Origin of the sequence: Bacillus sp. RC240, assembly GCF_044907945.1 — a bacterium.
Taxonomy (GTDB): Bacteria; Bacillota; Bacilli; order Bacillales; family Bacillaceae_G; genus Bacillus_A; species Bacillus_A mycoides.
Genome location: NZ_JBIYCT010000001.1, coordinates 1340716 through 1365635, shown reverse-complemented (window position 1 = coordinate 1365635; position 24920 = coordinate 1340716). Strand labels below are relative to the sequence as shown.

The window sequence follows — 24920 nt, the reverse complement described above, 5'->3', positions numbered from 1 at the left end:
TAAGTATTTATATAAGAGCGCAAGTACAGAGCGCCCTTATAAGAAATGATTCGTATCTAGGGAACAATTATAAAATTTTAGATATTGGAATGAGAATGTTACAACCTCATGAGTTATATGCAACGCAAGGATTCTTAAGTGGGGGATATTATTTTTCCAAAATGAAAGGTGACAATTTTGGGTGTTTTACTATAAAAAAATATGAAAAAAGGCAAAGAGTAACTCTTACCTTACTCCTTGTCCATAGAATACACAAAAATTATACGTTTGTACAGGTCGATAATTTACAATAATAATATTTAGATATAATGATTGCAGGTAATTCTAAAGGATGAAAAAGTATTTGTTATAGAGTAAGTGTTGATTTTAAATTGTTATAAAGAGAATGTTTACAACTCAACGATAATAAAGGAATATTGAAATAATAAAATATGAAATATTGCATATCTCAATTAACAATATAATCTATTCAATAATAATAAAATCGTACAGAGGAGTTTTTTCTGAAAATCCGAGTTGATGAAACTAGATAATTTGTATTACTGATTTAACCAGAATATTACATGAGTGCTTTGTTTTTAAAAGTTATACTTTCTCTTCGCTCTGCCTTATGGTGGAGCATTTTTATTTTTGTAATCGCAATAACCTGTCCAAACTTTTCAAGTCTAGCATACATATTATGCAGTAGTAGATTAGAAAGGAGCACTATATATGTCTTGTTATTACTACTGTAAGAATTGTGAGAGTTACCAAAAGAAAAATCATGATTGCTGTAAAAAAAGAAGTGATTATTATAATAAGTGCGGTAAAAGATGTGATGACTGTTCTTGCGATCATAAGGAGAATAACCTTGTAAGAGCATCTGCTTTTAGAGCTGTAAATACAGTTAATCAAAACCTTCCAGCTAATACTTTTGTTAAAGTATTATTTCAAAATGAACAATTTGATTTAGCGAACGAATATAACCCAGCAACATCAGATTTTACTCCGAAGACTAGAGGAGTTTATTCCGTAATTGGGACGATTGGTTTCTTTCCGAACGATACAAATTTAAATTATAGAGCGCGTGTAGAAGTTCGAGTGAATGGAAATGCGGCAATTGCTATAGATAACGACTTTTTTGGTCCGATAAATTTCGGTAATGTCGTAAGTGTTTCAACAATACTTCAATTACATGCAGGTGATATTGTCGAGATTTTTGCACAAAGTAGTATAGATGGGGTTATTAGTAGTACAGAAGACGGTTCTCATTTTGAGGCTGCAAGATTCCCATCTCCAATTGTATAAATATTAAAAAGGAAAAAAATTTATTAACTCTGCTTTTCGGTGGAGTTTTTTAATTTCATAATAGCAATAGCTCGTCCGAACTTTTTAAATTTATTTTGCATAGTATACAACAATAGATTTAGAAAGGGGATATAAATATGTCTTATTATTATTGTAAGCATTGCAATGGCTATAAAAAGACAAAGCATACTTGTTGTAAGAAGAGTACAGATTATTACGATAAGTGTTGTGATAATGAGAAAGATAAACTTGTAAGGGCATCTGCTTTTAGAGCGGTTAGTACAGTAGATCAAAATGTCACTGCAAATACTTTTGTTAAAGTATTATTCCAAAATGAACAGTTTGATTTAGCGAATGAATATAATCCAGTAACATCAGATTTTATTCCGAAGACTAGAGGGGTTTATTCTATTATTGGTACAATCAGCTTTGCACCTAATGATAGTAATACGAATTATAGAGCGCGTGTAGAAATTCGGGTAAATGATAATCCAGCTATAGCGATAGATAATGACTTTTTTGGTCCACCCAATTTTGCAAATGTCGTAGCGGTTTCAACAATACTTCAATTACATGCAGGAGATGTAGTTGAAATTTTTGCTGAGAGTGATGTAGATGGACTGATTATACAAAATGATCCAGGATTTATTAGTACGCATTTTGAAGCTGCAAGATTCCCATCTCCAATAAAATAAAAGACATGTTTGTGATTTATGGACTATTTTTTTAAAAAAGGCCCTACCTTATGGTAGGGCCTTTTAGTTAAAGGTGTTAAATTGGTAATATATTAAAATAAGTTCATAAACACTTGATAAGCAACACCTAGAGTTAATATGATAGCTAACAGTTTTGCTACCCATCTCGGTGCATTTAAATTTAGTAAAAGGGAATGACATATACTAAATGTAATGCCGAGTGTTAAAAGAATTGCGATAAGATATAAAATTAATAGGAATAAAGGTTGCTCTATGGAGCCGAAGTCAATTTTGGATGGATTCATGTAATATGTACCTCGTTTTTTATTAATATATTAATGAAATAATGAAGAATATAAGGAATTGGAAGAGTAATGTAATAAATACTATAAAAGTAAATTTGAAGTTATGGATGGAGTAGATAAAATAATCTTTGAAAGACTATTCAAAGCCAACATTTGTTTAAGTTTAATATACAAGAACGAACGTTCTTGGTATACTGGAAAATAAAAAAGGTGCGTTTACATGACAAATTTTAGTAATATAATTGAAAAACTAGATGAAATGATTTACAAACCTAATAATCTATTAATTACTAAACGAAAAGAAGAAAAGCAAAATTCAGAATATGCAGGAGGGGTATTCCAGCTAAATAATAGAAGCATCCGATTTAGGATATCAAAAATTACGCCTAATAAGATTGGACAATTTGTTTCTTTTTGGGAGAAGAATGCCTCCATGAGCAATCAGGCATTTTCTTATGATTCAGCTCCTAACCTTTTAGTTATCACTTGTATAGCGGATAATAACCTAGGACAATTTATTTTTCCAAAAGAGATTCTTCTAAAAGAAAAAATATTAAAAACTCAAAATCAAAAAGGGAAAATGGCTATGAGGGTTTACCCTATTTGGGATAAACCTATTAGTAATCAAGCTAAGAAGAGTCAATTGTGGCAACTTCATTATTTTGTCGATTTAAGTGATACTGAAAATGTAGCTACAGATAAATTATTAAACTTATATTCATAGCACATAATAAGAAAAAATTGAAATATTCAATGTTCGTTCAGATGATATTTGGAAATATTAACAGGGTAAGCCGTTAAGTAAAGAATAAAAAAGGAGCATACAAATAAAGTATGCTCAAAAAAAGATAGGTTTTATGAGTGGAGAATCTCCATACGATAATATATGCGCATTTCATTAATATGTGTAAAATATCAATAAAATATCAACAGAATATCAATTAATGAGTTATTTTAGTTTTTTAATGAAGTCATGTTTTGTGAAATGAAAAAGAGCCGTTTCTTTTGAAAGATGCGGCTCTTTTTATTATTTTGTTATCGTACTGTTCGAAATGATAAATCATAAAATTATACGATTAACAATTTGATAATGATTGGACTTCAGTTATATATTTCTTGAAGTCTGGATATTGAGATACAGTTTGGCAGGTAGTGGTGAGTAGTTGATTAATTAAAGATACATTTGTAATTACTTCGTTACAAGGACCATAGAATGTAACTTTTAGCTTTGAATTCGGGGGAACTTTGAATACGATAGGGATTTTTTTCATTAAATAAACTCCTTACATAACAGAGGTTATATGTTTATTTCCTTTTAATTAGGAAGACATATTAATATAATATGTAATTTTTATTGTAGTTGATTATTACATATACTGTATGAGTTGATGTAATTTCTATTACGTATCAAAATAGTGTTGTGAAAAAATATATATCATGTTTATAAAAAGCTTAAAAACAGACTAATATGAGGGAATAAGCGTTAATTAACTTGTCTCTATATAATAAATTGTAAAAAGGCAGCTTTTTTTAGCTGCCTTTTTACAGGGAGATTGAAAAATCTTGGAGGTCATTCATGAGTATAAGCAAAAATTGCTTATATGTAGTATGTACATTATTTATAGTTTTATTCCAATATTTAGTATGAAATAAACGCAAGTTTATCGTTTACAAATGCCAAAAAAGAAGGACTTATTTATTATGGATAAAAAGAAATTATTTAGTTTTAAAAAATGATGAAAATATATTTATTTGTCTTATAGAAGCTTGCTATTAGGCGTATGGGTCTAGCAATAAAACAAGCTTTGAATAAGATAATAAAAAGGAGTTGATTAGTAATGGGTTATATTGTAGATATTTCGAAATGGAATGGAAATATTAATTGGGATATTGCAGCGTCTCAGCTAGATTTAGTTATTGCTAGAGTTCAAGATGGTTCGAATACGATCGATTTTATGTATCAAGGTTATGTGAAAGAAATGAAGAAACGTAGTATCCCATTTGGGAATTATGCATTTTGCCGTTTTATATCTATTTCAGATGCAAAAAAAGAAGCGCAAGATTTTTGGAATCGTGGCGATAAAAACGCTAAATTTTGGGTGGCAGATGTAGAAGTTCAAACAATGGTAGATATGCAAGGCGGGACTCAAGCATTTATTGATGAATTACGCCGATTAGGTGCAAAAAAAATTGGTTTATATGTAGGACATCACACGTATGTATCATTTGGAGCTCGCAATATTGATGCTGATTTTATTTGGATTCCTCGTTATGGAGGGAATAAACCAGCATATCCTTGTGATATTTGGCAATATACTGATTCAGGAAATGTTCCTGGTATTGGAAAATGTGATTTGAATCAATTAATTGGGAATAAAAATCTTTCTTGGTTTATAGGTTCAAATCAAACAAATCAATCTAGTATTGGAGACAGTAAGCGACCAAATGGAATTGGTATTGCAGTTTCAAAATATGATGATGGATACGGAATTAATTTATATGAAAATCCTGCGAATCCGCAATTTATAGGAAGACTTACGAAAAAAATCCCATATTTAATCTATAAAGGTTATTGGGGAGGTGGCGAAAAAGATATGATTTGTTTAGGTGGTGAACAACAGTGGGCTAAGTTAGAACATTTTAATGTACAATGGTTTTATGCATATTCAAAGTATACACCTGGATATGAAATTAGAACGTACGATGGGCCAAACGGGAATGATACAGGTGCGGTCGATGGGAGGGTTCCTTATCGTATTTGGAATCGTCAAGATGGATATATAGATATAGGTGGGAACAAATGGATCAAAGAAGAACATGTGCAGATTAAATGATGTTAAAAGTCGGATTTATGCCGGCTTTTTTATTTAATAAAGCTTGTCTCTGGCATGAAGAGAAATACTTGCAGAAAACACATTGATTTCACAATAGCGCTGTATAGTTCCTAATATACATTTATCAAAGTGAGGTATTTGAATTGAAAAAGAAAAAGCTATTTATGGGAACTATTATTGCATGTGTGGCGCTAACATTGTCTGCGTGTGGTTCCTCAGAAAATGTTGCAACATCAAAAGTAGGAAACGTAACAGAGAAAGAGTTAAGTAAAGAATTAAGGCAAACATATGGAAAAAGTACTTTATCTCAAATGATGTTAAATAAGGCATTGCTAGATAAATATAAAGTTTCAGATGAAGAAGCTAAAAAACAAGTAGAAGCAGCGAAGGAACAAATGGGTGACAAGTTTAAAGTGGCTTTAGAGCAAGTAGGATTAAAGAATGAAGATGAATTAAAAGAGAGAATGAAGCCAGAAATTGCACTTGAGAAAGCGATTAGAGCGACTGTCACAGATAAAGATGTGAAAGATAACCATAAACCTGAAATGAAGGTAAGTCACATTTTAGTGAAAGATGAAAAAACTGCGAAAGAAGTAAAAGAGAAAATAAATAATGGTGAAGATTTTACTGCTTTAGCGAAACAGTATTCGGAAGATACTGGTTCAAAGGAACAGGGCGGAGAAATAGCTGGTTTTGCTCCTGGTCAAACTGTGAAAGAGTTTGAGGAAGCTGCGTATAAATTAGATGCAGGACAAGTAAGTGAGCCAATAAAAACATCTTATGGTTATCATATAATAAAAGTGACGGAAAAAAAAGAATTGAAACCATTTGATGAAGTAAAAGATACGATTCGAAAAGATTTAGAACAACAAAGACTGCAAGATGCGACAGGTAAATGGAAACAACAAGTAATCAATGATCTATTGAAAGAAGCAGATATTAAAGTAACAGATAAAGAATTTAAAGATACATTTAAATTCTTAGATGAGAAATAAGGTTTAGAAGAAAAACAGAGATTTAGCATAATGCTATATTTCTGTTTTTTTGTTTTCAATAGAAAAGGGAACTCATATAGAGTTCCCTTTTCGCGTTAGTGTGTGAGTTATAAATAGATAGTAAGACAATACAATATTACATTTAAATATTAAGAATTACAATAGGAAAATTTGGATGTAGATAAAAGGAATAAGCAATTAAATTCGCAAAATGTTGAAATGATAATGTTTTAGTTAATTAATTTTGTTAAATATAAACTAAATATATTTTCTTGGAGAGTGAATTGAGGACATAATTTAAAGAATGGTACATATCATATTTATTGGAGTATAAATTAACTTTATAGGAAGTGACATGTTGAACATTTAGTACAAAAAGATGTTCTTAATGATGATAAGAATTATTTATCCCGCTATTTGTGGGAGTCTTACTGCTCGTAAAACCCCCACTGATTATTAGCCTTCACTTTATTAAAATAGGATGAATATTTTTATATTTACTAGATTATTAAATTAATTTGGGGGAAAATATATGAAAGTTATTTTTAAGAGAGAAGGCGGAGGGAAAATTTTTGAATCATCTAATGAAAATATAAGCGTTCTATTAGCTGTATTAAAAGAAACAAAAGGGATAAAGATTGGGGTGGTTGAGTATGAAGTATTAGAATATAAACTGGAATATTATCGGAATCCGAAAAAAACAGAAACAGAGAGAGAATTACATATTATAATGCAACCCAAGCATATTCAATAAAGAAAGTGAAAAATTGATGAGTGTGAATCTTACTGCCTGCAAATAGCAGGATAAATGGTAGTAATTGTCGATATGTATGAAACTTATGAGGAATGAATTGTTTTACATCATAAGTTTCTAAAGCTTTGTGAGTTCGTTCATAATAAAAGTGTATGCTTTTGTTGAAGGATGGTTAATGAGATGTAGCTGAAATTTGTATTACAGAAAGAACGTTAGTTAGGATAGAAAAGTAAAATTAGAAATATAATTAGTTCAATAAAAGCGACTTCACATTAGGTGGAGTCGCTTTTATTGTTGCTACACGTATTCTATGATGCGATAGGAAGTGCAAAGAAATTTGATTAATAAAAGGGAGTAATAAATGAGTATGAATAAACTTCATATATTAAAGTTGCATTTTGTTTGAAAAATTTACATGTTGCACTTCCATAAGAACGTTCGTTCGTGTATAATTAGAACGAATGTTCTTTCAAAGTGGAGATGTCTACAAATTCATAAATAGTTTTGAATTGGAAAGCTACGCTACGTATAAATAAGAGATGGATAAAGAATGAAGCGATAAGGCTTCTAACCGCAAGGGCTGCGGAGATAGCCTAATAAATTAGAGTTCGATAGAACTCTTTACTTAGGAATCCCCCACTTCTAAACGAAGTGAAAGTGGGGTAGTTCAAGAATGGATAGATATAGAAAATTGAGGAGTAAAGAAAATGAATTATGTAAAGGTACAGGAAAAAGGAAGAGAGTGGGTTCCATTTACAGTAATGTCGGAACAATTATTAAGTATGAGAAAAATTATTGGAGAGAAATTAAAAGTCCAAAGGCCACTAATAACGAATGAAGCGAAAGAAAGCATTTCAGACAAATTATTAACTTCATTATTGTCTGAAAAAGAGATGTTAGTGACCTATTTTGAAGAAGGATACATACTTACGAGTTATATGACAGTGGTTCATATAAATCCAATTCAACAAATTGTAAAATGTACAGATGCATTTTATAAAACATATATATTTGCTGCAAGGGACATAATTGATGTAACTTAAAAGAAGCTGAATTTTGAAGTTTAGCTTCTTTAATTTATCTAGCTATTTGCGGGCAATTAGATTTACACCTCAAAATTCGGCTGTGAGTCAGGGTACCTGTAAAAACCTAATTTTTTGAAGAGGTGAAGAACTAAATGAAAAAGCAACTAGATGGAAGCTAGCTGCTTAGTCCCAGGGAAAGGGAGAAAAAGATTGGTACTCAAAAAATCGACGATAGCTGTGTATCAGCCTAAGTATAGTATAGACAAATTTAAAAATGTTATACAAAAATGATTACAGAGCTGTTTAGGCCGTACCAACTTGGTTTTGATCTGCTAGATCAGAATCAAATGTATTAGTCGCGCTAACCCCACTAAAAGTGTTCACTACGAAGCCAACGTTAGATGCGCCAGAGCCGTTATAAGCTTTCGTATTCTCTTTTGGAGAAACATTGTAGAAATCACCTAAGTTGAAAGATCCGTTACTATTTTGTACAACTAAATTCCCAACAACTGAGGGCATAATTTTCACCTACTTTATAAGTAATTGTTTGCATTACTATATGAAGGTACAGTCTAATTGGTTCATTTGACAAATATTCCGGAATAGAAAAATGTTTGAAGCTTTGTTTAATCAATCGAGCAAAAAGTATGTTAAAATTAATGAAGAGCTGAATTTTAAAAAGAACAAATTTGAATAATTAATATATATGGAATTAAAGGAGGCAAAATGTAATGGATAATGTTATAAAAACAGTGGATTTAACAGATGCAGAATCAAGTAAACTTATTGCTTATATTTATAGTAATGATGTCACATTGATCGAAAAAGCATTTTGTCCTAATGAAATAAAATTAAAGTTTAATGAAATAGCAATTTTATCGGCAATTAAAACTGCATATATTACGAAAGTATCTATAAGGAAAGAACTTGAAGCGATTTTTCACGATACAGGCGTTTTATTAGTAAAGCAAAATGTTGAAAGGAATAGTATTCAATCTATAACAATGCATTTTGAGCAATTTAAAAAGTTGCAAAATGAGATTGAGAATCTAAATAAAAGTATGTTATAAGACTAGGTGGAAATTTATTGATAGAGGTGGGCTCTGTTAAGTTGAAAAAGTGGATTGAAAAGTATTTGGATAAATCGAACCGTAAACATAAATATACTTTCATTAAGGTGTAACCTATATTTATCGATGTGAGAAATGTAGGGAATAGAAGATACAATTTAAAAATAATAACGATACAAACAAAAAGAGTAACTATGATGGTTACTCTTTTTGTTTGTAATATGTAATATCAAAATACTTCTAAAGTATGAAATGAATTGATACTTAAGTGAGAAGTTGAATAAGAATAAAAAGAGTAATATTAATGGAAAGGAGGAGATGAAGTTGGAGCGAAACGACATTGGGAAACTTGTAATTATTACTGGAGTAACGCAAGGGTTAGGACGTGCAATGGTTGATAGGTTTCATGAATTGGGGTGGAACATAGCAGGGTGTGGACGCTCAAAAAATAAAATTGAAGAACTTAATAAATATTACGGTGCTTCACATGATTTTCAAATAATTGATGTTTCAAATCATCACCAAGTTAGTAAATGGGCAAGTCGTATTCTTAATAAGTATAGGGCTCCCGATATGTTAATAAATAATGCATCGATTGTTAATCAAAATGCACCTCTATGGAAAGTTACCGCACAAGAATTTGAAAGTGTAATGAGTGTAAATGTGAACGGGGTAGTAAATGTCATTAGGGCGTTCGTCCCGGCGATGATAGCTAGGAAAGAAGGAATTATTATTAACATGAGCTCTAGTTGGGGAAGAGAAGGCGAGGCTGAACTTGCGCCATATTGTGCCTCGAAGTTTGCTGTTGAAGGTATCACGCAGTCAATGGCAATGGAACTGCCAAATGGTATGGCAGTAGTTGCTTTAGATCCAGGTGGCAGTATTAGCACTCCAATGCTTCACTTATGTGCACCTCAATATGTAAAAGAATCTCCTACACCTGAAATGTGGTCACATAAAGCAATTCATTATATATTAAATATATCAATAGATAAAAACGGTGAGTCATTGACATGTCCGGCATACATTCATTGAGAAACTCCTTGTCAAAAAGAGCGCCTGAAAGGTGTTCTTTTGTATTATTAGTACATTATGTGATGCACAAAATTACATATGAAAAATAGAATAATGAATTAAAGGTGATATTTGTTTGTTTTGAATGTACTAGAAAATTTAAATATAGGTGATGGGAAATGAACCTACGCGATTTAGAATTGACAGGTGCCTGGTTTCAAGTAGGAGGAAATCTTATAGCAGCAATTGGAACAACTAGAGGGTTTGCAGGGGAAGAAAAGATTGAGTCGGATCTCGTTATTGTAGGGAGTTCATTACAAGCTCTCGGATATATATTACAAATTATAGCAACTAATGATGCGAAAGATGAAGATAAATGTGAGAAGCAAGAGGTAACTATAGATAATAAAAATAAAGCGCTAGCGAAAACGGGGATTGAGTTATTAGCTTTAGGTAATATTTCAAATGTAATAGGAACGTATTTTAATCTCAATGAACAAATGAAAGAAAATGATTTCCTTATAATTACTGGAAATAGTTTGCAATCAATTGGCGCTTTTTTAGGAGTAGAAGTAGCATTGAATGAGATAAATGGAATACAGTGGATTATCGTATTAGGGAATTCGATGCAAAGTTTAGGTGCGGGATTACAAGCATATGAAGGTATTAAAAATATACCAAAAGAAGAAAAGGGAAAAGAAGACAGTAATATAGATAAAGAAGATCAACGTATAATAGGGCTAATAGGTATTTGGATACAGGCAATAGGTACTGTAATTTCAGCAATTGGATTAACCGAAATAGTAGAGGAACAACGATTGGAATCTAAGAAAAGGTGATGAAATACTCATTTCAATGAAGTTTGGAGTATTTCAATTTTAGAAGTAGGACAAGATGGATGTGTTAATTGTTTTTGTAGGCTTTTTCATATAGGCGTAGAATATACATATAAACGAACAGGTGAAAATAACTTGTTAACGTTAGTGAGAGGCTTCTCATTTAGTTATACTATTATATGTGATTTTTGTAATGATGAGTTCTTATATACGCTTTTAGAAATAACATGATTTCATAGGTTTGATAGTGTAGGAGATGGATGGGGAAGAAGCGAAAAATAAACATTAAGGAGTTTTTCAGACATGATGTACTTATTAGCAATTTTACTTCCGCCGGTAGCTGTTTTATTTTGCGGAAAGCCGTTTCAAGCGATTATTAATTTCATTTTAACCTTAATTTTTTGGGTTCCAGGAGCGATACACGCAGTTCTTGTCGTACATGATAAAAAAGCCGACAGGCGACTTAAAAAACAAGTTCAAGCGTATGATGAAATTAATAAAAGAAATAGAAGGTAAATTGCGATTGACATACAAAAAAGAAAGGGGATTTGATTCGCCTTTCTTTTTTGTATGCCAATCAAGTTTAAATTTTAGTATAGCGGTAAGAATTTTTAATATAAGTATTATGATAATAACTTTTAGAGTGTGCGTTTAATAAACCGGTGTAAATGCTTTCTGGCACATTAAAGAAATCATACATACCATTCTTTAGTTGAATACGTAAAATCATAGAAAAAGGATTATAGCCAACAGCAACTAATTTTTTTGAAATAACGGGAGATAGCTTCATCATTACGCAACTCCTTATTTTTCATTTTAGATGGTTTCTTGTAGAGAAGGGGATTGTCGTGTTGAAATTCTAATAATTAAAGGAGTATTATACTTATATGCAATATATTAAATGTTTGTTATACGTAATTATAAGGAAGTTCACACGAAGTACATATCGTTGTGCTATTTTTATTTCACCTTTGATTTATAAATAAGAAAATATTGACCATTTGAAAAAAAGGTATATTATTTATACGAGGTATTAAAAATTCACTTCTTACATTCTATGCTTTAAGGGGCAGTATTATTAGAAAAAATAGAAGTGAAAATAGTTTGTATAAGAAGTATTCTAAAATGTATAATCTGTGAATTGGGAAAATATTGAATGCTCCAGGTCAATATACTTTCTTGATTAAATGTATTTGGGAAAGTGACCTCAATATTTTCAAGTAAATCAACGGGAGAATTGAAAGGCAGGAGAAAGTAACATGTCAGAAAATTATCGTTCTCGAGAGGAGCGACGACAAGTTCAAAAGAAAAAACAGCCAGCTTCTAAAAAAACAAAACCAAAAGGTAAAACATCGTTTTTCCGTAAATTTTTAATCAGTTGTTTACTACTGGGTATTGTAGGTTTAGTGGCAGGGGTTGCTACCTTTTTCGTAATGATTAAGGATGCACCAAAACTTGAGAAAGCAAAACTTGTTAATCCGTTATCCTCAAAAATTTATGATAAAGACGGGAATTTGGTATATGAATATGGGAAAGAAAAGCGGACGAATGTTACGTATGATCAAATCCCAAAATTAGTAGAAAATGCATTTTTAGCAACAGAAGATTCGCGTTTTTATGAGCATAGCGGAGTAGATTTTAAAGGTACTGCTCGTGCAGTTTTAGTTAGTCTTAAGGGAGATTATGGCTCTCAAGGTGGTAGTACGATAACGCAGCAAGTTATTAAAAACTACTTCTTATCGATGGAAAAAACGTCAAAACGTAAGGTTCAGGAAATATATTTAGCGTATAAGCTAGAACAACAATATTCAAAACATGAAATATTAGAGATGTATTTAAATAAAATTAATTTAGGAAACCGTTCATATGGAATCGCAACAGCAGCACAAAACTACTACGGTAAAGAATTGAAAGATTTAACATTACCAGAAGTTGCGATGCTAGCTGGCTTACCAAAAGCACCGAATAACTATGACCCAACGAAAAAAGAAAATGTTCAAAGGGCAACAGAAAGAAGAAATACTGTACTAAACTTAATGAATAGACATGGTTATATTACAAAGGCAGAAATGGAAGAAGCATCGAAAGTACCAGTGGATAAAAATATTAAGAGTGCAGCTGAACTACAAGCGATGCCATATACTGCATTTATGGATGCAGTAGTTAAAGAAGTAGAAAAGGAAATACCAGATGTTAATATTGGATCTGATGGTTTAGAAATTTATACAACATTGGATCCAAAAGCACAGAAATTAGCTGATAATATTTTGAATACAAATATTATTAATTATCCAAATGATAAATTCCAAGGTGCTTTCACATTTATGGATACGAAAACTGGAGAAGTTCGCGCTATAGGTAGTGGGCGCGGTGAAAATAAAGCAGTATTTAAAGGGCATAATATGGCGATTGAATTAGATCGTGCAGCTGGTTCAACGATGAAACCAATTTTTGATTACGCTCCTGCAATTGAATATTTAAAATGGGCTACTTATCATCAAATTGATGACTCTCCATTTAAGTATTCAACTGGCCAAGAAGTTAGAAATGCAGATAGAAGTCATTTAGGGCCAATCTCAATGCGTGAAGCACTAACAAAGTCACGTAATATCCCAGCTATTAAAACAGCTAAAGAGGTAGGTATTAGTAAATCGAAAGAGTTCTCTGAGAAATTAGGTATTACATTTAATGTAGCACCGACAGAATCAACAGCGATCGGTACAAATGAAGCGTCACCAACTGAAATTGCAGGTGCTTATGCGGCATTTGGGAATGACGGTAAGTATACGAAGCCGCATTTTGTTAAGAAAGTAGTTTATCCAGACGGCAAGTCACAAAGTTTTGGACAAAAACCAAAATCAGTTATGGCGGATTCTACAGCATATATGATTACTGATATGCTTCGTTCTGTAGTTACATCAGGTACTGGTACATCGGCAAATGTGGCCTCTTTAGATGTAGCTGGTAAAACAGGTACAACTAACTATTCTTCAAAACAACTAGCACAATATGGAATTCCAGAAAGTGCAACTCGTGATAGTTGGTTTGCAGGATATACACCGCAATATACGATGGCAGTATGGACTGGATATACGAAAGATGGTAAAGACGAGTATATTAGTAGTAAAAATACGAAAATTGCACAGTTGATCTTTAAAGAAATGATGAGCGAGATGGCTACAGATAAATCACGCTTTAAAATGCCAAGTAGTGTTATTCAAGAAGGTAGTGAATTGCGTATAAAAGGTGAAAAACGTGATTCATCCCCAAATACTAGCGTACCGGATACAACGGAACAACCAAAACAAGATCAACAGCAAAAAACTGAAGAAGAGAAAAATCAAGAGGAATTAAAGAAACAGGAAGAACTTAAGAAACAAGAAGAGCAAAAGAAACAAGATGAACTTAAGAAGCAAGAAGAGCAAAAGAAACAAGATGAACAGAATAAGCAAAATGAACAAACCAATGGAAATGGTCAAGGAACTCCAAATCCACCAACCAATGGAAATGGCCAAGGAACTCCAAATCCACCAACTAATGGAAATGGTCAAGGAACTCCAAATCCACCAACTAATGGAAATGGTCAAGGAACTCCAAATCCACCAACCAATGGAAATGGTCAAGGAACTCCAAATCCACCAACTAATGGAAATGGTCAAGGAACTCCAAATCCACCAACTAATGGAAATGGCCAAGGAACTCCAAATCCACCAACCACTGGAGGTGGCCAGGAAACTCCAACCCCACCAACTACTGGTGGGAACACAGGAGAGGCTCCTTCCAATAATGGACAATAAATAATGCATTTTAAAAGCACCGAAGGTACCGGAAAAAACGGTTTCTTTGGTGCTTTTTGTATTATAAAGAGTAATATTATTTTTAAATGTTAAAAGTACCATAGAAATTTTGAAAGTAAATTGATGGGAAATGATAAAAAATTTGAGTTGGCGGTATTGGATAACTAGGGCTATAAAAAGTAGTACTACTCGGGTGTGTACCATGATGCCAAAATGAAGGGGTGACTTGGTCAGTCGATTGATATTGTTGCCAAGCAGCAGGAAGTTCGATACCAACATCAGAACTAGCTGTATGAACGGTAGGAACATGTATTGAGGGAGCTGCTGGGACAACGGCGGTTATTCTTGGTGATACCCACATGAAAACGATCACTCCTAAGTTTAATAATAAAATAGTATATTCTTCTAGAACATATAAAGGTACATATATAGGTTTTTTGCTTAAAACATAGGCATAAAGTCGTAAGACCAACTTAAATTGATGGTAGACCATTTATTATGAAAAGATACGTCTATTAGCGGAGGGCAAGGGAACATGAAAAATATACAATTGATGTGTTGATTGTAATATTTTACGTGTTTATGGAGGGATTTTAATGGAACGATTATGGACGAAATCATTTATACAAATGACTATCGCGATGTTATTTTTATTTACGGGGTTTTATTTACTTGTTCCAACGCTCCCGCTCTTTATTAAAGAGATTGGTGGAAATGAATCGCAAGTTGGACTGATGATGGGAATGTTTACAATAGCGGCAGTTGTAATACGACCGATTATTGGAGGTATGTTAGATCAATATGGTAGAAGATCTTTTATTATTTTCGGACTCATATTTTTTGGGATAACGATGTATTCGTATAATTTAGCATCGACTATTGTCCTTTTAGCTGTTTTACGCGTTATTCACGGAGTGACGTGGGCTGTTTCTACAACAGCAGTTGGAACAGCGATAACTGATATTATTCCAGATTCACGTCGTGGTGAAGGGATGGGCTGGTATGGCATGGCGATGACAATCGCGATGGCAATTGGTCCGATGATTGGATTATGGGTTGTACAAAATTATTCATTTCATGGTCTATTCTTGTTAGCAACTCTTTTATCCTTTATGGCAGTCGTATTATCGTTAATAACGAAAATGCGATTCACGCCACAAAAAGAAAAAGGGAAAATTCAGCTGTTTGAAAAATCCGTTTTATCAATAACGGTTGTTGTTTTCTTTTTATCATTTGCATATGGAGGAATAACAACATTTTTACCGTTATTCGCGTCATCAATTGATGTGAATCCTGGGACATTCTTTCTTGTATATGCAATTGCTTTAACAATTGTACGACCTATTTCAGGAAAACTATTAGATAAGTATGGAGAAGTTTTTATCATACTTCCGGCACTATGTATTACTATTTTAGCGATAGTTGTACTAACGATTTCAAATGGTTTGATAGGTGTAATGATTGCAGCGGCATTATATGGTGTTGGATTCGGTTCAGCACAGCCCGCTTTACAAGCAGCGATGCTGACAATTGTTGATCCTAGTAAAAGAGGAGTTGCTAACGCTTCATTCTTTACCGCTTTTGATTTAGGGATTGGATTAGGTGCGATTTTACTTGGAGTTGTTTCACAAATGTTTGGTTACCGTATTTTATTCGCAGGTAGTGCAATTTCAGGATTAATAGCTTTAATTATATTTGTCATTTTTGTAAAACAACGATTAGGCAAAAAAGATTTTGCGTATAAAGCATGATGAATCTATTTGATGTATTGTAAGGTACGGAGGAAATAGCTCAATTCAGCCCGGATATTCTTTAGGGATTGTTTCTGAGAAATCAGTTCGGGAAATAGTGTCAGTTGAGAAAGACGGTAGTTTATTTTTATAGATTTTGATGATCTTTCGTACTTTCAAAACTATGAATTAGTTGTAAGCTATCGTAAAGAAACGGAAGAAATTTAATTTAATTATGTAAAATAATAATTTTATTAAAAATAAATAAATTTTATATAAGAATTATATTTATGGGAATATGAAATAAATATTATAAAAAACCGAGCTGTGCATGAGTGCAGCTCGGTTTTTTATGTTTGTTGAAGAAAAAGGGATTAAAGGTATATTTAGTGGGATTATATGGATAATTGTCATATTTCGTTTTAAAACATTGTAAAAGGATGTCTGTCCTTTCTTTATAAAAGATGAAAGTTATTTTTGAAAAATTGTATTATTACATCGGTAAAAGTATAGGGAACTTATCATTATAAAATAAATTGAAATCTTCTAAAAACTCTGATACATTGAAATAGAAATGTAGTTTCATATTATTGTAAAGGCTTACAGTTATGTGCACGAAGATCTATTAGGATTGGAGGAAATAATGATGAAAGCTGAAGAAAAATTTTCCCCGGGATTAGATGGTGTAGTAGCAGCGGAAACGAAAATTTCGTTTCTTGACACAGTAAAAGGTGAAATTGTAATTCAAGGGTATGATTTAATCGAACTCTCAAAAACAAAAGAGTATTTAGACATTGTGCACCTTTTATTAGAAGAACGTTTACCGAATGAGGATGAGAAAGCAACAATTGAAAAGAAATTAAAAGAAGAATATGCAGTGCCAGAAGGTGTATTCAATGTTCTAAAGGCATTGCCTAAGGAAACGCATCCTATGGATGGGCTACGTACAGGTGTGTCCGCATTAGCTGGTTACGATAGTGATATCGAAAACCGCTCGTTAGAAGTGAATAAAAGTCGAGGATACAAGCTTTTAAGTAAAGTGCCAAATATTGTAGCGAATAGCTACCATATTTTAAATAATGAGGAACCAATTCAGCCTCTTCAAGAATTGTCATATAGTGCGAATTTCTTCTATATGTTAACTGGAAAGAAACCAACTGAACTTGAAGAGAAAATCTTTGATCGTTCCCTTGTTTTATATAGTGAACATGAAATGCCAAACTCTACATTTACAGCACGCGTTATTGCATCAACGCAATCCGACTTATACGGTGCTTTAACAGGAGCAGTTGCATCCTTAAAAGGAAGTCTTCATGGCGGTGCGAATGAAGCGGTTATGTACATGCTTTTAGAAGCTGGTAATGTTGAGAAATTTGAAGAGTTATTACAGAAGAAACTATATAACAAAGAAAAAATTATGGGCTTTGGACACCGTGTTTATATGAAAAAGATGGATCCAAGAGCACTTATGATGAAGGAAGCATTAAAGCAGTTATGTGATGTGAAAGGCGATTATACACTATATGAAATGTGTGAAGCTGGAGAAAAAATTATGGAGAAGGAAAAAGGAATTTATCCGAATCTTGATTATTATGCTGCTCCAGTATATTGGATGCTTGGTATTCCAATTCAACTTTACACACCAATCTTCTTTAGTTCTAGAACAGTAGGGCTATGTGCACACGTAATTGAGCAACATGCGAACAATCGTTTGTTCCGTCCACGTGTAAATTATATTGGCGAGCGACATGCATTTAGTAAATAAAAACAACTGGGGAGTTGTTAGCGCCGCCCGCCAGATGGGTGTTTGACCGACACCCATCATTAATAATAACGAATTTTCGACAGAAAGGGAAGAATAGCATGATTAAAACAAATGAAATTAAACAAAAAGATGCATTATTAGAAGAAATTACGGACTATGTATTAAATAAAGAGGTTACAAGTGCAGAGGCATTCAGTACGGCTCGCTACGTATTACTTGATACACTTGGATGTGGAATTTTAGCACTACAATACCCAGAGTGTACGAAATTATTAGGACCAGTTGTACCAGGAACAATCGTGCCAAATGGTACACGTGTACCAGGAACATCTTATGTGCTAGATCCAGTAAAAGGCGCATTTAATATCGGATGTATGATCCGTTGGTTAGACTATAACGATACTTGGCTTGCAGCAGAGTGGGGACATCCATCTGATAACTTAGGCGGAATTTTAGCAGTTGCAGATTATATTAGCCGCGTTCGTATTTCAGAAGGAAAAGAACCATTAAAAGTACGGGAAGTACTAGAAATGATGATTAAAGCACATGAAATTCAAGGTGTACTTGCTTTAGAAAACAGTTTAAACCGTGTTGGTCTTGATCACGTATTATACGTAAAAGTAGCGACGACTGCAGTAGTTGCAAAAATGCTTGGCGGAACGCGTGAGGAAATCTTTAATGCATTATCACATGCGTGGATTGATAATTCTAGTCTTCGTACATATCGTCATGCTCCAAATACAGGTTCACGTAAATCATGGGCAGCAGGTGATGCGACGAGCCGCGGTGTTCATCTCGCAATGACTGCATTAAAAGGTGAAATGGGTTACCCAACGGCATTATCTGCACCAGGATGGGGATTCCAAGATGTGTTATTTAACAAGCAAGAATTAAAATTAGCAAGACCGCTAGAATCTTATGTAATGGAAAATGTATTATTCAAAGTGTCATTCCCAGCAGAATTCCATGCACAAACAGCTGCAGAATGTGCAGTGAAATTACATCCGGAACTTAAAGAAAGATTAGATGAAATTGATCGTATTACAATTACAACTCATGAGTCAGCAATTCGTATTATCGATAAAGAAGGTCCATTAAATAACCCAGCTGATCGCGATCACTGCCTACAATACATTACGGCAATAGGTTTATTAAAAGGAGATATCGTTGCGGATGATTATGAGGATGTAGTAGCGAATGATCCACGTGTAGATGAATTACGTAATAAGATGGTTGTTGTTGAAAACAAACAGTACAGTTTAGATTACCTTGACCCGAACAAGCGCTCAATCGCCAACGCTGTTCAAGTTCATTTTAAAGATGGTACTGTAACAGAAAATGTGGAATGTGAATATCCACTTGGCCACCGTTTCCGTAGAGACGAAGCAATTCCAAAAGTTGTTCGAAAATTCACTGCAAATATGGCAGGTCATTATTCTAGTAAGCAACAAGAAAAAATCCATGAAGCTTGTCTAAATGAAGAAAAACTAGAAAATATGAATGTAAACGAATTTGTAGATCTATTCTTAATTTAATAATAGGGGGAATTTAGAATGGCTTGGGTTGTGAATAAACAGTCGACACAAGAGGAGCTTACGAATCGCTTCCGAGCTTTAGTAGAAGCAAATGAAATTTTGCAAATTCCAGGTGCTCATGATGCAATGGCGGCTCTTGTTGCGAAAAATACAGGTTTTTCAGCTCTATATTTATCGGGAGCTGCTTACACTGCAAGTAAAGGACTACCAGATTTAGGAATCGTGACGTCTACTGAAGTAGCAGAGAGAGCAAGGGATCTAGTTAGAGCTACAGATTTACCAGTTCTTGTTGATATTGATACAGGATTTGGTGGAGTACTAAACGTAGCGAGAACAGCTGTAGAAATGGTGGAAGCGAAAGTTGCGGCTGTTCAGATTGAAGATCAACAATTACCAAAGAAATGTGGACATTTAAATGGTAAGAAACTTGTTACTACAGAAGAATTAGTTCAAAAAATTAAAGCGATTAAAGAAGTTGCGCCAAGTTTATATATTGTAGCACGCACAGATGCTCGCGGCGTGGAAGGATTAGATGCAGCGATTGAAAGAGCGAATGCATATGTAAAAGCAGGAGCAGATGCAATATTCCCAGAAGCGCTTCAATCGGAAGAAGAATTCCGTTTATTTACTAGCAAAGTGAATGCACCTTTACTAGCAAATATGACTGAGTTCGGAAAAACACCATATTATAGTGCAGAGGAATTTGCGAATATGGGCTTCCAAATGGTAATTTATCCTGTAACTTCACTTCGTGTTGCTGCAAAAGCATATGAGAATGTGTTTACGCTAATTAAGGAAACAGGTTCTCAAAAAGATGCACTTTCTAATATGCAAACGAGAAGTGAATTATATGAAACAATTTCATATCATGACTTTGAAGAGTTAGATACTGGAATTGCAAAAACAGTATTATCTGAAGATCAATAGGTAGAAGGATTTAGGCGATGAAAATACATCTTTGGCAAAACGAACTGCTTGATGTGAAAAATCATCGCCTTCTGTTTTCAATAATAAGATATTCCACTCATCGTAGACGAGCATATGCAAAGATCAACGAAGGCCGAAATGATAGGGGGATTCAGATGGAGAAAACGAAGTTACCATGGGATGAATTTTTTTCACTCAATAAAGATGTGAATAATACTTTCTTTACACCAGAAGATTTTTCAGGGGATGAAGATTTAATTGCAAAAACGACAGAACAATTCGTTAAACAAGAAATTGTCCCGCAAATTGAGAATATTGAACAACATAACTATAAAGTTTCTCGCCAATTATTTGAGAAAGCTGGGGAACTTGGATTATTAGGCATTGAGGTACCAGAAGATTATGGCGGATTCGAGTTAGGAAAGGCTGTCTCAGGTCTTGTAGCAGAGAAAATGGGTTACGCTGGTGCATTTAGCGTTTCTTTTAATATACACGCCGGTGTAGGTACATTGCCTTACATATATTATGGAACGAAAGAACAGAAAGAAAAATATTTACCGAAAATCGCATCGGGAGAATGGATTGGGGCTTATGCTTTAACTGAGCCAAATGCTGGTTCTGATGCATTAAGTGCAAAAACGAGTGCAGTATTGAATGAAGATGGTACTGCTTGGAAGTTGAATGGTGAGAAGCAGTGGATTACAAATGCTCATATGGCAGATGTATACGTTGTTTTTGCGAAGACAAATAAAGGAATGACAGCGTTTATTGTCGAAAGAACATGTGAAGGTGTATCAATAGGATTAGAAGAAAAGAAGATGGGGATTAAAGGATCTTCAACAGCGACGCTTATTTTAGAAGATGTTGTCATCCCCGCTGAAAATATTTTAGGGGAAGTTGGGAAAGGGCATCACGTAGCTCTTAATATTCTTAACTTCGCTAGACTAAAACTTGCTTTTGGAAATATTGGAACAGCAAAACAAGCAATCGGTTTGTCAGTTCAATATGGAAAAGAGCGAAAACAGTTCCAAACGGGATTAGTAGATTTTACGATGATTCAAGAGAAAATTGCCAATATGATTATTTCTACATATGGAGCAGAAAGTGCAGCTTACCGTACAGCGGGTGTAATTGATGAAGCAATTCATGAGAGTGATGAAGATCTTATGAAAAAAATGTCCCAATTTGCAATTGAATGTGCACTGAATAAAGTAAACGCTTCTGAAACACTTGCTTATATCGTAGATGAAGCTGTACAAATTCATGGTGGTTACGGTTATATGCAAGAATACGAAGTAGAACGATTATATCGTGATGCTAGAATTAGTCGTATTTTTGAAGGAACGAATGAAATTAATAGATTAACAGTTGCAAAAATGTTAATGAAGCAAATCGAGCAAATAGAAGATGCTGAAGTAGAAATTGATGTAGCAAATGTAGAAAGAAACCATCGTTACATTTTATTAGCGAAAAAATTGTTGAAACAATCTTTGAAAACGCTCTCTAAAACTCCAGGAATAAAAATTGAGCAAGAGCAAGAATATTCACGCGTATTATCAAATATGTTGACGGACGTGTACGTCATGGAATCAGCATTTTTACGTACGAGGAAAGCAGTTAGTAAAAATGGTGAGGAAAAAGAGCGTACGAAGCAAATGATAACAGGTGTTATTTGTGAAGAAGGATATCGTAAAGTAGAAGAAGCTGCGATTTCCATTCTTTCAGCAGCTGTCACAGAAGAACAAAATAGACAAGAAATATTAGCTGAAATCCGTCAATTATTAGTGCCTTTATACTCAAACTTATTTACGAAAAAGAGAGATATTGCGAAAGTTATTATAAATCGCGGGAAATATATTGTGTAAATAGGAGGAAAGCGATATGAAAAAGATTGGTTTTATCGGTTTAGGTAACATGGGTCTTCCAATGTCTAAAAATTTAGTTAAATCTAGCTACACAGTATATGGAGTGGACTTGAATAAAGAGGCGGAAGCTTCCTTTGAAAAAGAAGGAGGAATTATCGGTCTATCAATCTCAAAACTAGCAGAGACATGCGATGTGATTTTTACAAGTTTGCCTTCACCTCGTGCTGTGGAAGCGGTATATTTTGGGGAAGAAGGATTATTTGAAAATAGCCACTCGAATGTAGCTTTAATTGATACAAGTACAGTATCTCCACAATTAAACAAACAATTAGAGGAATCGGCGAAGGAAAAGAAAGTAGACTTTTTAGCAGCACCTGTTAGCGGTGGGGTAATTGGTGCAGAAAACCGTACATTAACGTTTATGGTTGGTGGATCGAAAGAAGTGTATGAGAAAACTGAATCTGTCATGGAAGTACTTGGAGCGAATGTTTTCCATGTTAGTGAGCAGATTGATAGTGGTACAACTGTTAAATTAATTAATAATCTATTAATTGGTTTTTATACAGCTGGTGTGAGTGAAGCTTTAACATTAGCGAAAAAGAACAATATGGATTTAGATAAAATGTTTGATATTTTAAATGTAAGTTACGGTCAAAGTAGAATTTATGAGCGTAATTATAAAAGTTTCATTGCATCAGAAAATTATGAGCCAGGCTTTACTGTGAATTTATTAAAGAAAGATTTAGGATTTGCAGTAGATTTAGCGAAAGAAAGCGAACTTCACTTACCAGTAAGCGAAATGCTATTAAACGTATATGAAGAAGCGAGTGAGGCAGGATATGGTGAAAACGATATGGCTGCTTTATATAAGAAAGTTAGCGAACAATTAATTTCTAATCAAAAATAGTGCACTTATAAAAACCATGATAAAAAAGGAGAGAATATAATGATTACAACTGAAATTAAACGAGTGAAAAATCATATTAATGGCGAATGGGTAGAATCTACTGGTACGGAAGTAGAAGCGGTTCCGAATCCGGCAACTGGAAAAATCATCGCTTACGTTCCACTTTCTCCAAAAGAAGATGTTGAAAAAGCTGTTGAAGCGGCAAAAGCGGCATACAAAACATGGTCTAAAGTGCCAGTTCCAAATCGTTCAAGACAACTATACAAATATCTACAACTGTTACAAGAAAATAAAGATGAGCTTGCAAAAATCATTACGCTAGAAAACGGTAAAACGCTAACGGATGCAACTGGTGAAGTACAGCGTGGTATTGAAGCGGTAGAACTTGCAACATCAGCACCAAATTTAATGATGGGACAAGCTCTTCCGAATATTGCTAGTGGAATTGATGGATCGATTTGGCGCTACCCAATCGGAGTTGTTGCTGGTATTACACCGTTTAACTTCCCGATGATGATTCCATTATGGATGTTCCCACTTGCAATTGCTTGCGGTAATACATTCGTATTAAAAACATCTGAAAGAACGCCACTTTTAGCTGAGCGACTTGTAGAGTTATTCTATGAAGCTGGTTTTCCAAAAGGGGTATTAAATTTAGTACAAGGCGGAAAAGATGTTGTAAATAGTATTTTAGAAAATAAAGATATTCAAGCAGTTTCGTTTGTTGGCTCTGAGCCAGTGGCACGCTACGTATATGAAACTGGTACAAAAAATGGTAAACGTGTACAAGCGTTAGCGGGTGCGAAAAACCATGCGATTGTAATGCCAGATTGCAATCTTGAAAAAACAGTACAAGGTGTAATTGGATCTGCGTTTGCAAGTAGTGGAGAGCGCTGCATGGCATGTTCAGTAGTAGCAGTAGTTGATGAAATTGCTGATGAATTCATTGATGTATTAGTAGCGGAAACGAAGAAGTTAAAAGTAGGTGACGGTTTCAATGAAGATAATTATGTTGGACCATTAATCCGTGAATCTCATAAAGAGCGTGTTTTAGGCTATATTAATAGTGGTGTAGCAGATGGAGCAACTTTACTAGTAGATGGCCGTAAAATCAATGAAGAAGTTGGAGAAGGTTACTTTGTTGGTGCAACAATCTTTGATGGTGTAAATCAAGAAATGAAAATTTGGCAAGATGAAATTTTCGCTCCGGTATTAAGTATTGTAAGAGTAAAAGATTTAGAAGAAGGTATTAAGCTGACAAATCAATCGAAATTTGCGAATGGTGCTGTTATTTATACATCAAATGGAAAACATGCACAAACATTCCGAGACAATATTGATGCTGGTATGATTGGTGTAAACGTTAATGTTCCAGCACCAATGGCATTCTTCGCATTTGCAGGAAACAAAGCTTCATTCTTTGGAGATCTTGGTACAAATGGTACGGATGGCGTTCAATTTTATACACGTAAAAAAGTTGTAACTGAGCGCTGGTTTTAATAAAGTGAAATGATAATGAGTGGGGTGCATTCCCACTCATTATCAAAATAATACAAACGAAAATACACTACTCATAATG

The 24920-nt window shown here is 33.7% G+C and carries 24 protein-coding genes and 1 pseudogene; 20 read left to right on the top strand and 5 right to left on the bottom strand.

What is annotated here, in order from left to right:
• The first annotated feature begins 711 nt into the window (after positions 1 to 711).
• Both ABH955_RS06960 and ABH955_RS06955 read left to right on the top strand, forming a co-directional pair.
• The gene (locus ABH955_RS06960) at positions 712 to 1287 is read left to right on the top strand and encodes a C1q-like domain-containing protein (protein ID WP_002012631.1); all 576 of its coding nucleotides are present in this window, start codon (positions 712 to 714) and stop codon (positions 1285 to 1287) included.
• 137 nt (positions 1288 to 1424) lie between these two features.
• Positions 1425 to 1982 carry a hypothetical protein gene (locus ABH955_RS06955; RefSeq protein WP_002065254.1) on the top strand — a complete coding sequence of 186 codons (558 nt, stop codon included), beginning with the start codon at positions 1425 to 1427 and terminating at the stop codon, positions 1980 to 1982.
• 92 nt (positions 1983 to 2074) lie between these two features.
• Here the strand turns inward: ABH955_RS06955 and ABH955_RS06950 are convergent, their stop codons facing one another.
• Positions 2075 to 2287: a hypothetical protein gene (locus ABH955_RS06950; protein ID WP_002031831.1), complete on the bottom strand. Its 213-nt coding sequence runs from the start codon at positions 2285 to 2287 to the stop codon at positions 2075 to 2077.
• A gap of 220 nt (positions 2288 to 2507) precedes the next feature.
• On the opposite strand from ABH955_RS06950, the gene ABH955_RS06945 reads away from it, so the two are divergent.
• Entirely contained in the window at positions 2508 to 3011 is a 504-nt protein-coding gene (locus ABH955_RS06945; protein WP_404491008.1) for a MepB family protein, read from the top strand.
• Between the two features lie 352 nt (positions 3012 to 3363).
• On the opposite strand, the gene ABH955_RS06940 is transcribed toward ABH955_RS06945, so the two are convergent.
• Positions 3364 to 3558 carry a hypothetical protein gene (locus tag ABH955_RS06940; protein WP_002141671.1) on the bottom strand — a complete coding sequence of 65 codons (195 nt, stop codon included), beginning with the start codon at positions 3556 to 3558 and terminating at the stop codon, positions 3364 to 3366.
• A 567-nt stretch (positions 3559 to 4125) separates the two neighbouring features.
• Between ABH955_RS06940 and ABH955_RS06935 the strand changes: the two genes are divergently transcribed.
• From ABH955_RS06935 to ABH955_RS06920, 4 genes are all read left to right on the top strand, one after another.
• The gene (locus tag ABH955_RS06935) at positions 4126 to 5121 is read left to right on the top strand and encodes a glycoside hydrolase family 25 protein (protein WP_012260898.1); all 996 of its coding nucleotides are present in this window, start codon (positions 4126 to 4128) and stop codon (positions 5119 to 5121) included.
• A gap of 143 nt (positions 5122 to 5264) precedes the next feature.
• A complete protein-coding gene (locus tag ABH955_RS06930) occupies positions 5265 to 6116 on the top strand; it encodes a peptidylprolyl isomerase PrsA (protein WP_215552348.1) in 852 nt (283 codons plus the stop codon).
• 532 nt (positions 6117 to 6648) lie between these two features.
• On the top strand, positions 6649 to 6870 hold the full coding sequence (locus tag ABH955_RS06925; RefSeq protein WP_215552347.1) for a hypothetical protein: 222 nt from the start codon (positions 6649 to 6651) through the stop codon (positions 6868 to 6870).
• Between the two features lie 707 nt (positions 6871 to 7577).
• The gene (locus ABH955_RS06920; RefSeq protein ID WP_002012722.1) at positions 7578 to 7913 is read left to right on the top strand and encodes a YolD-like family protein; all 336 of its coding nucleotides are present in this window, start codon (positions 7578 to 7580) and stop codon (positions 7911 to 7913) included.
• A 285-nt stretch (positions 7914 to 8198) separates the two neighbouring features.
• On the opposite strand, the gene gerPF is transcribed toward ABH955_RS06920, so the two are convergent.
• A complete protein-coding gene (gerPF, locus tag ABH955_RS06915) occupies positions 8199 to 8414 on the bottom strand; it encodes a spore germination protein GerPF (RefSeq protein ID WP_001141569.1) in 216 nt (71 codons plus the stop codon).
• 212 nt (positions 8415 to 8626) lie between these two features.
• Between gerPF and ABH955_RS06910 the strand changes: the two genes are divergently transcribed.
• The 4 genes from ABH955_RS06910 to ABH955_RS06895 all read left to right on the top strand — a co-directional run bounded on the left by ABH955_RS06910 (position 8627) and on the right by ABH955_RS06895 (position 11331).
• Positions 8627 to 8965: a hypothetical protein gene (locus tag ABH955_RS06910; protein ID WP_002031841.1), complete on the top strand. Its 339-nt coding sequence runs from the start codon at positions 8627 to 8629 to the stop codon at positions 8963 to 8965.
• 324 nt (positions 8966 to 9289) lie between these two features.
• Positions 9290 to 10000 carry an SDR family oxidoreductase gene (locus tag ABH955_RS06905; protein ID WP_002085764.1) on the top strand — a complete coding sequence of 237 codons (711 nt, stop codon included), beginning with the start codon at positions 9290 to 9292 and terminating at the stop codon, positions 9998 to 10000.
• A gap of 158 nt (positions 10001 to 10158) precedes the next feature.
• Positions 10159 to 10818, top strand: a complete 660-nt coding sequence (locus tag ABH955_RS06900; RefSeq protein WP_002035373.1) for a DUF6944 family repetitive protein — start codon at positions 10159 to 10161, stop codon at positions 10816 to 10818.
• A 300-nt stretch (positions 10819 to 11118) separates the two neighbouring features.
• Positions 11119 to 11331 carry a YqaE/Pmp3 family membrane protein gene (locus tag ABH955_RS06895; RefSeq protein ID WP_002085763.1) on the top strand — a complete coding sequence of 71 codons (213 nt, stop codon included), beginning with the start codon at positions 11119 to 11121 and terminating at the stop codon, positions 11329 to 11331.
• Between the two features lie 67 nt (positions 11332 to 11398).
• On the opposite strand, the gene ABH955_RS06890 is transcribed toward ABH955_RS06895, so the two are convergent.
• Positions 11399 to 11608, bottom strand: coding sequence for a KTSC domain-containing protein (locus tag ABH955_RS06890; RefSeq protein WP_002085762.1), 210 nt, complete (start codon positions 11606 to 11608; stop codon positions 11399 to 11401).
• A gap of 466 nt (positions 11609 to 12074) precedes the next feature.
• On the opposite strand from ABH955_RS06890, the gene ABH955_RS06885 reads away from it, so the two are divergent.
• Complete coding sequence (locus tag ABH955_RS06885) at positions 12075 to 14612, top strand: PBP1A family penicillin-binding protein (protein WP_404491007.1); 2538 nt, start codon at positions 12075 to 12077, stop codon at positions 14610 to 14612.
• Between the two features lie 82 nt (positions 14613 to 14694).
• Here ABH955_RS06885 and ABH955_RS06880 read toward each other — a convergent pair whose 3' ends face one another.
• Positions 14695 to 14973 carry a hypothetical protein gene (locus tag ABH955_RS06880; RefSeq protein ID WP_215552345.1) on the bottom strand — a complete coding sequence of 93 codons (279 nt, stop codon included), beginning with the start codon at positions 14971 to 14973 and terminating at the stop codon, positions 14695 to 14697.
• 235 nt (positions 14974 to 15208) lie between these two features.
• Here ABH955_RS06880 and ABH955_RS06875 point away from each other — a divergent pair, with 235 nt between their 5' ends.
• The 8 genes and pseudogenes from ABH955_RS06875 (at position 15209) to ABH955_RS06840 (ending at position 24841) form a co-directional block, all read left to right on the top strand.
• The gene (locus ABH955_RS06875; protein ID WP_215552344.1) at positions 15209 to 16363 is read left to right on the top strand and encodes an MFS transporter; all 1155 of its coding nucleotides are present in this window, start codon (positions 15209 to 15211) and stop codon (positions 16361 to 16363) included.
• Positions 16344 to 16570: pseudogene (locus ABH955_RS06870) on the top strand (HesB/YadR/YfhF family protein). The gene ABH955_RS06875 and the pseudogene ABH955_RS06870 overlap by 20 nt, the downstream one beginning before the upstream one ends.
• Before the next feature lie 415 nt (positions 16571 to 16985).
• Positions 16986 to 18107, top strand: a complete 1122-nt coding sequence (gene mmgD, locus ABH955_RS06865; RefSeq protein ID WP_141506918.1) for a citrate synthase — start codon at positions 16986 to 16988, stop codon at positions 18105 to 18107.
• Between the two features lie 98 nt (positions 18108 to 18205).
• Positions 18206 to 19642, top strand: coding sequence for a 2-methylcitrate dehydratase (gene prpD / locus ABH955_RS06860; RefSeq protein WP_002085755.1), 1437 nt, complete (start codon positions 18206 to 18208; stop codon positions 19640 to 19642).
• Between the two features lie 18 nt (positions 19643 to 19660).
• Positions 19661 to 20569, top strand: a complete 909-nt coding sequence (prpB, locus tag ABH955_RS06855; RefSeq protein WP_002168448.1) for a methylisocitrate lyase — start codon at positions 19661 to 19663, stop codon at positions 20567 to 20569.
• A 155-nt stretch (positions 20570 to 20724) separates the two neighbouring features.
• Positions 20725 to 22434 (top strand): acyl-CoA dehydrogenase family protein, encoded by a 1710-nt coding sequence (locus ABH955_RS06850; protein ID WP_404491006.1) that lies wholly within the window; start codon positions 20725 to 20727, stop codon positions 22432 to 22434.
• Between the two features lie 16 nt (positions 22435 to 22450).
• Complete coding sequence (locus ABH955_RS06845; protein ID WP_002031851.1) at positions 22451 to 23341, top strand: NAD(P)-dependent oxidoreductase; 891 nt, start codon at positions 22451 to 22453, stop codon at positions 23339 to 23341.
• A 39-nt stretch (positions 23342 to 23380) separates the two neighbouring features.
• The gene (locus ABH955_RS06840) at positions 23381 to 24841 is read left to right on the top strand and encodes a CoA-acylating methylmalonate-semialdehyde dehydrogenase (RefSeq protein WP_016126890.1); all 1461 of its coding nucleotides are present in this window, start codon (positions 23381 to 23383) and stop codon (positions 24839 to 24841) included.
• Positions 24842 to 24920: the final 79 nt, after the last annotated feature.